Origin of the sequence: uncultured Sphingomonas sp. (assembly GCF_946477935.1) — a bacterium.
Classification (GTDB): domain Bacteria; phylum Pseudomonadota; class Alphaproteobacteria; order Sphingomonadales; family Sphingomonadaceae; genus Sphingomonas.
In genome coordinates, this window is the sequence record NZ_CAMLAC010000200.1 from 1 (window position 1) to 6,710 (window position 6,710).

Here is a 6,710-nt window from a genome sequence, read left to right on the forward strand (position 1 = left end):
GCCGAACAGCTTCCTGCTCACCCTCCCGAAAGGCGTCACCTCCGACGCGCTTCCCGCCCTCGCCCAGCGCGCCTGCGGCGAGCGCAAGGCCTGCAAGGTCATGGCCTGGACCGATGCCGCGCCGCGGACCCTGCCGCTCGACACACCGCAAATCGCCGCCATGGCGTTCAGCTATCTGCGTGATCCCGAGAGCGGTATCGAGCGCCAGCTATGGAACTGCGCCGTCTTCCCCCGCTGGCGTCCCGCCGACTGCATGAAGCGCCAGACGCTTCGCGCCGAACCCGCACCCGTGCCGACACCGACCCCGATCCCCGAATTGGGCGGCGTCCGCCGGCGCAGCGCTACCGCTACGCCGGCCGAACCCTGAGTTACGCCGCCAGGAACGCCTCCTCCGGCAACGCCATCAGGCTGTCCGCCCCGCCCTCGATCTTGCGGCGCAGGGCGCCCGCATCGGGCAGCATCCGCTCGCCGAAGAAGCGTGCCGTCACCAGCTTGGCCTCCAGGAAGCCTGCATCACCCTCGCCCGCCGCCTTCAACCGGGCGGCAGCCCGCGCCATGCGCAGCCACATCAGCCCGACCGCGACCAGTCCCATCAGGTGCATATAGGCCACCGCCCCCGCGCCGACATGATTGGGGTTCTTCAGCCCGTGCGCGACGAACCACATCGTCGCGGCCTGCAACTCGCCCAGCGCCTTCTCCAGCCGCCCCGCCAGATCGGCCGCCGCCGCGTCCCCCTTCGCTTCGGCGATCTCGGCCGCCACCATCTGAAAGAACGCCTGCACCGCACGCCCGTTCTTCTGCGCCAGCTTGCGGCCGACCAGATCCATCGCCTGCACGCCGTTGGTGCCCTCGTAGATCATCGCGATCCGCGCATCGCGCACATATTGCTCCATCCCCCATTCGGCGATGTAGCCATGCCCGCCATACACCTGCTGGGCGTTGGTCGCGACCTCATAGCCCTTGTCGGTGCCGACGCCCTTGATCACCGGAGTCAGCAGCCCGATCAGGTCCGCCGCCCGCTCGCGATCCGCCTCGTCGGGCGCGGCATGCTCCAGATCCGCCTGCAGCGCCGCCCACAGACACAGTGCGCGCAAGCCCTCGGTCCAGGCCTTGCCCTCCATCAGCATGCGGCGCACGTCCGGATGGACGAACAGCGTATCCGCCTTTTCGTCCGGCTCCGCAGGCCCGGTCAGCGCGCGTCCCTGCCGCCGGTCGCGCGCGTAATGGACGGCGTTCTGATACGCGACCTCGGCCACGCCCAGCCCTTGCAACCCCACGCCCAGCCGCGCCGCGTTCATCATGATGAACATCGCGGCCAGCCCCTTATTCTCCTCGCCGACAAGCCAGCCGGTCGCCCCGTCATAGTTCATCACGCAGGTCGAATTGCCGTGAATGCCCATCTTGTGCTCGATCGAGCCGCAGGAGACGCCGTTGCGCGCACCCAGCGACCCGTCCTCGTTCACCAGCACCTTGGGCACCACGAACAGCGAGATGCCCTTGGAGCTGTCCGGCGCGCCCGGCGTCTTGGCCAGCACCAGATGGATGATGTTGTCGGTCAGGTCATGCTCGCCCGCCGAAATGAAGATCTTGGTCCCCGTGATCGCATAGGAGCCGTCCGCGTTCGGCACGGCGCGCGTGCGGATCAGCCCCAGATCGGTACCGCATTGCGGCTCGGTCAGGTTCATCGTGCCGGACCATTCGCCCGACACCAGCTTGGGCACGTACATCGCCTGCTGCTCGGCGCTTCCCTTGGCCACCAGCGCCGCGATCGCACCGTGCGTCAGCCCCGGATACATGGCGAAGGCCATGTTCGCGGAGATGAGATATTCCTGAAACGCGACGGAGATGCTGTGCGGCATCCCCTGCCCGCCATGTTCGGGCTGGTTGCCCAGTGTCGCCCAGCCGCTCTCGACATATTGGCGATAAGCGTCCTTGAAGCCCTCCGGCGTCGTCACCGATCCGTCGTCATGGCGCGTGCATCCCTGCCGGTCGCCGACCTGGTTCAGCGGAAACAGCACGTCCGCCACGAAGCGGCCACCCTCTTCCAGCACCGCCTCCACCACATCGGGCGAGGCAGCCTCGAACCCCGGTAGATTGGCATGTTGTTGCAGCCCGATCACATGGTCGAGCACGAAGCGCGTATCGCGCACGGGCGGCGTGTACTGGGGCATCCTCTTGCTCCTTCAGACTTGTTTTTCGTTGTCGTTGCTGTCCTGGACCTGTGCCGCCTCGACCACCGCGACGAAGTCCTTCAACTCCGCAATCGCCGCATCGATGTCGCGCTTCTGCGCTTCCAGCAGGTCGATCCGCGCCAGGCACCGCTCGATCGACACCTGCCGCTGCACGCGGCGGCCATCGCCCAGATCGTACAGGTCGATCATCTCGCGGATTTCCGCCAGGCTGAACCCCACCCGCTTGCCGCGCAGGATCCACGCGAGACGGGCGCGGTCGCGGTGCGAATAGATGCGCTGCGTGCCGCGCCGCTCCGGCGCGATCAGCCCTTCATCCTCATAGAAGCGCAATGCCCGCGCGGTCACGCCGAACTCGTCCGACAGGTCGGAGATGGTGTGATGCTCGCGGTCGCTGTGCGACGGGATCAGGGCATAGGCGGCACTGGACATGGCGATCACGCTACCTGCCCTTTACGTCAACGTCAACCAGCCCCACAGAGCGGCGGCTGGTTCCGTCCGCGCAGCGTCCGCGCTTCCGCTACCGATCCGCTCAAACGCTCTACCGACATCGCGGCCAGCGTCGCCCGTCCGGTACACAGCGCCGAACACGGCTCAGGCAGCTCCGCCGGAAAAACGATCCGCTCGCCATCGAACCTCGCGGTGAACCGGCACGCATCCAGCACCACCGCCAGATCCCCGCTTCGCCGCCGCCGCACGGTTCCGGTCGCGCTGCACCCGTTGCCCGGCCCGTAATCCAGCAGGATGCCGATCCGGTCGGCCCCGCCGCGCACATCGCCCGGTACGATGCACATCCGGTCATCGTCGCGCGCCCAACTCCCCTGGAGCGAGGTGCTTTCCGGGTCGATCACCAGCCCCGCCGCGATCGCCGCCTTCTCCAGCCGCGCCCCCGCCGGCGCATCGTCGCCGGTTATGTCCGCCGTCTCTCGCGATCCGCAGCCCGCCAGCAACAGCGCCGCACAGGCCAGCCACCTCATGCCACCGGCGCCAGTGCATCCCCCTCGACGCGGCGAAAGAAGCAACTGATCGCACCGGTGTGGCAGGCCGGCCCCGCCGGCTCGCAGATCAGCCACAGCGCATCCTGATCGCAATCGATCCGCATGTCGGTCACCCGCAATATGTGGCCGGAACTCTCTCCCTTCTTCCACAAGCGCCCGCGGCTGCGCGACCAGAAATGCGCCTCGCCGGTCGCCCGCGTCGCGGCGAACGCTTCCGCATTCATGTGCGCCACCATCAGCAACCCGCCCGAGGCGGCATCGGTGACGACTGCGGTCAGCAGCCCGTTGGCATCATATTTGGGGTTTAGGGTCAGCCCGGTATCGCGTGGATCAGCCATGCGCGGCGTCTAGCAGGTCGCGCGCATCACCGAAACGTGGCAACTCAACCGTGGTCGCGGATCGCCTTCACCAAGGCGGCCTTGTCCATCCTGGATCGGCCCTCGATCCCGATCTTGCGCGCCTCCGACAGCAGGTCGGCCTTGGTGCGGTCCTCCAACTGTGTGCCGCGATGCTGCAGCGAGCCTTTGGCCTTGGCATTGGCGATACGCGCCGCCTTCTCCTTGGACGCGCCACCCTCGCGCAGATCCTCGTACAGCGTGTCGTCCTTGATCTGCTTGCCGTGATCGCGTGCCATGCCTTTACCCTCCCGACAGGCGCCCGAAACGCCCGACATGGTAAAATGCTCCACGGCGCCCATGACAAACAGGCGACAAACCCGATCGCCGCTCCTATATGCGCGCCAGCCCCGCCAGCAACGTGTGAGCCTCCCCTTCCATGCTGACCACCCATCCTTTCGACGACGACAAGCTCCGCGAGGAGTGCGGCATCTTCGGCGTATCCGGCAGTTCCGGCGCTGCCGCGCTCGTCGCACTCGGCCTGCACGCGCTTCAGCACCGCGGCCAGGAAGCCGCCGGCATCACCAGCTTTGACGGCCATCTGTTCCACACCCACCGCGCGATGGGCCATGTCGCCGGCAATTTCGACCGCGACGACGTGATCCGCGCGCTGCCCGGCGATGTGGCGGTCGGCCATGTCCGCTATTCGACCACGGGTGAGACCGCGCTGCGCAACGTCCAGCCGCTTTATGCCGATCTGTCGACCGGCGGTTTCGCGGTCGCGCACAACGGCAACATCTCTAACGCGATGAAGCTGCGTCGCGAACTGGTCCGTCGCGGCTCGATCTTTCAGTCCACCTCGGACACCGAAACGATCATCCATCTCGTCGCCACCTCCAACTACCGCACGCTGCTCGATCGCTTCATCGATGCGCTGAAGCAGGTGGAGGGCGCCTATTCGCTCATCGTCACCACGCCGGAGGGGATGATCGCCTGCCGCGATCCGCTCGGCATTCGGCCGCTCGTCATGGGCCGGCTGGACGATGCGGTGATCTTTGCCTCCGAAACGGTCGCGCTCGACGTCTGCGGCGCGACCTTCGAGCGTGCCGTCGATCCCGGCGAGCTCGTGATCGTGCAGGGCACCGAGATCCGCTCGATCCGCCCCTTCCAGGAAGTGGCGCCGCGACCCTGCATCTTCGAATGGGTGTATTTCTCGCGCCCCGATTCGATCGTGGACGATCATTCCATCTATTCCGTGCGCAAGGGCATCGGCGCGCAACTCGCGATCGAGGCGCCGGTGGAGGCCGATCTGGTCATCCCGGTCCCCGATTCGGGCGTTCCCGCCGCGATCGGCTATGCGCAGCAGTCGGGCATCCCGTTCGAACTCGGCATCATCCGCTCGCATTATGTCGGCCGAACCTTCATCCAGCCGGGCGACAAGGTCCGCCACCTTGGCGTCAAGCTGAAGCACAATGCCAACCGCGCGTTGATCCAGGGCAAGCGGGTCGTGCTGATCGACGATTCGATCGTGCGCGGCACCACCAGCCTCAAGATCGTGCAGATGATGCGCGAGGCAGGCGCGGCCGAGGTCCACATGCGGATCGCCAGCCCGCCGACCCGGCATAGCTGCTTCTACGGGGTCGACACGCCGGAGCGTGCCAAGCTGCTCGCCGCCCAGCTCGATCTTGGCGGAATGACCGACTTCATCCATGCCGACAGCCTGGCCTTCGTCTCGATCGATGGTCTCTACAAGGCATTGGGCGAGGCACGCCGCGCCGATATCCGGCCGAAATATTGCGATGCCTGCTTTACCGGCGCCTATCCGACGACGCTGACCGACCAAGACGAAAGCGCCACGGTCGATCAGTTCCAGATGCTTGCCGAGCGCGTCGTCTGATGCCCGGTCCCCTGATGCCCGGTGCCTTGTCCGACACGCTGGCGCTGGTCACCGGCGCCAGCCGCGGTATCGGTGCCGCCACCGCCATCGCACTGGCGGCTGAGGGCGCGCACGTCGTCCTCACCGCCCGGACGCCCAAGGGGCTGGAGGAGGTCGAGGAGACGATCTTCAACGCCGGCGGCTCCGCGACGATCGCTCCCCTCGACATGACCGAGACGGACGCCATCGCCCGGCTCGCCTCCGCGATCGGTGAACGCTGGCAGGCGCTCGACACGCTGGTGCTGAACGCCGGCACGCTGGGCTCGCTCGCCGCGGTGCCCGCGATCGATCCGCGCGAACTGGCGCAGGTGCTGACCCTCAACGTCAGCGCGCAGGCCGCGATGATCGCCGCCTTCGATCCGATGCTGCGCCGGTCGAAGGCGGCGCGCGTGATCGGCGTCACCTCTTCGGTCGGCCGCAATCCGCGCGCCTATTGGGGCGCATATGGCGCGTCCAAGGCGGCGTTCGACACGCTGCTCGGCGCGTATGGCGACGAAATGGCAGACATCAGCGCAATCCGTGTCGCCATCGTCGATCCAGGCGCCACCCGCACGAAGATGCGCGCTCGCGCCTATCCCGGTGAAGACCCCGCCTCCGTCAAGCCGCCGGAAACCGTGGCCGCCCGCATCGTCGCGCTGGCGACCCAGGGCTTCGAACCCGGCCACCGCGAGCGCGTCGACGCCTGACCCAGCCTAGCGACCGGCCGTCCGCCACGGATGCCGGTCGCCCGGTCGGCGCACGGTACGAATCGATCCGTTCGCCAGGGTGACCGCCACCCCGCCCGTCTCGCGCAGAGCCCTCCGGTCCAGCCGCAACCAGCGCGGCAGGCACCCCCGCGGCAAGGTCCGCTCGCTCACCACGATATCCGCCTGCCTGCACGCCGCAACCAGCGCGGCCCAGGGCACGCGGTAGGCGCTCCGCGTCGCCAGCACCCGCCGGCCCGCCACATCGACGAGACACAGGTCGCGGCTGCACCGCGCGTCCGGCTGCTCGGACAGCATCAGCGGCGCCCCGTCGACGCCGCCCGCCCCCGCCATCACATCGCTGACATAATCTCCCGTCCGGTCGCGCAGCAGCGCCAGCCCCGCCGCTGTCCGGACGGCGACATGCCGTCCGTCTCCGGTCACGATCACATCGGGCGCCGGCGTCATCAGCGCCCAGCCGAGCCCGATCACGACGGGCACCAGTCCGGCGCGGCGTATCCGCGTCCGCCACAGCGTCAGCCAGAGCCCGCCGCCGACGACCAGCGCAA

At 67.9% G+C, this 6,710-nt stretch carries 7 protein-coding genes and 2 pseudogenes; 3 read left to right on the plus strand and 6 right to left on the minus strand.

Features of this window, described 5'->3' with window-relative positions; all coding sequences use genetic code 11:
* A pseudogene (locus Q0U08_RS16110) lies at nucleotides 1-367 on the plus strand (cell wall hydrolase); the annotation flags it as partial.
* A 1-nt stretch (nucleotide 368) separates the two neighbouring features.
* Here the strand turns inward: Q0U08_RS16110 and Q0U08_RS16115 are convergent.
* From Q0U08_RS16115 to Q0U08_RS16135, 5 genes are read right to left on the minus strand one after another with little or no spacing between them, the layout of a single operon-like run.
* Nucleotides 369-2,171 (minus strand): acyl-CoA dehydrogenase C-terminal domain-containing protein, encoded by a 1,803-nt coding sequence (locus Q0U08_RS16115; RefSeq protein WP_298092578.1) that lies wholly within the window; start codon nucleotides 2,169-2,171, stop codon nucleotides 369-371.
* A 12-nt stretch (nucleotides 2,172-2,183) separates the two neighbouring features.
* On the minus strand, nucleotides 2,184-2,621 hold the full coding sequence (locus Q0U08_RS16120; RefSeq protein ID WP_298092588.1) for a MerR family DNA-binding transcriptional regulator: 438 nt from the start codon (nucleotides 2,619-2,621) through the stop codon (nucleotides 2,184-2,186).
* Nucleotides 2,622-2,653: 32 nt separating this feature from the next.
* Nucleotides 2,654-3,166 (minus strand): hypothetical protein, encoded by a 513-nt coding sequence (locus Q0U08_RS16125; RefSeq protein ID WP_298092580.1) that lies wholly within the window; start codon nucleotides 3,164-3,166, stop codon nucleotides 2,654-2,656.
* Nucleotides 3,163-3,525 carry a phosphoribosyl-AMP cyclohydrolase gene (gene hisI, locus Q0U08_RS16130; RefSeq protein WP_298092583.1) on the minus strand — a complete coding sequence of 121 codons (363 nt, stop codon included), beginning with the start codon at nucleotides 3,523-3,525 and terminating at the stop codon, nucleotides 3,163-3,165. Before hisI ends, Q0U08_RS16125 begins: the two co-directional genes overlap by 4 nt.
* A 44-nt stretch (nucleotides 3,526-3,569) precedes the next feature.
* Nucleotides 3,570-3,821 carry a Rho termination factor gene (locus Q0U08_RS16135; RefSeq protein WP_298092585.1) on the minus strand — a complete coding sequence of 84 codons (252 nt, stop codon included), beginning with the start codon at nucleotides 3,819-3,821 and terminating at the stop codon, nucleotides 3,570-3,572.
* Nucleotides 3,822-3,961: 140 nt separating this feature from the next.
* On the opposite strand from Q0U08_RS16135, the gene purF reads away from it, so the two are divergent.
* Nucleotides 3,962-5,419: an amidophosphoribosyltransferase gene (gene purF, locus Q0U08_RS16140; protein WP_298092586.1), complete on the plus strand. Its 1,458-nt coding sequence runs from the start codon at nucleotides 3,962-3,964 to the stop codon at nucleotides 5,417-5,419.
* Complete coding sequence (locus Q0U08_RS16145; protein ID WP_298092587.1) at nucleotides 5,419-6,144, plus strand: SDR family NAD(P)-dependent oxidoreductase; 726 nt, start codon at nucleotides 5,419-5,421, stop codon at nucleotides 6,142-6,144. The genes purF and Q0U08_RS16145 overlap by 1 nt, the downstream gene beginning before the upstream one ends.
* Nucleotides 6,145-6,150: 6 nt before the next feature.
* Here the strand turns inward: Q0U08_RS16145 and Q0U08_RS16150 are convergent.
* Nucleotides 6,151-6,710 (minus strand): annotated as a pseudogene (locus tag Q0U08_RS16150) (competence protein ComEC); the annotation flags it as partial.

Excerpts from the sequence above, each read along its gene's own strand:
- purF (WP_298092586.1), top strand. The coding sequence starts at position 3,962 with ATGCTGACCACCCATCCTTTCGACGACGACAAGCTCCGCGAGGAGTGC.
- Q0U08_RS16145 (WP_298092587.1), top strand. The coding sequence starts at position 5,419 with ATGCCCGGTCCCCTGATGCCCGGTGCCTTGTCCGACACGCTGGCGCTG.
- Q0U08_RS16125 (WP_298092580.1), bottom strand. The coding sequence starts at position 3,166 with ATGAGGTGGCTGGCCTGTGCGGCGCTGTTGCTGGCGGGCTGCGGATCG.
- Q0U08_RS16135 (WP_298092585.1), bottom strand. The coding sequence starts at position 3,821 with ATGGCACGCGATCACGGCAAGCAGATCAAGGACGACACGCTGTACGAG.
- Q0U08_RS16115 (WP_298092578.1), bottom strand. The coding sequence starts at position 2,171 with ATGCCCCAGTACACGCCGCCCGTGCGCGATACGCGCTTCGTGCTCGAC.
- Q0U08_RS16120 (WP_298092588.1), bottom strand. The coding sequence starts at position 2,621 with ATGTCCAGTGCCGCCTATGCCCTGATCCCGTCGCACAGCGACCGCGAG.
- hisI (WP_298092583.1), bottom strand. The coding sequence starts at position 3,525 with ATGGCTGATCCACGCGATACCGGGCTGACCCTAAACCCCAAATATGAT.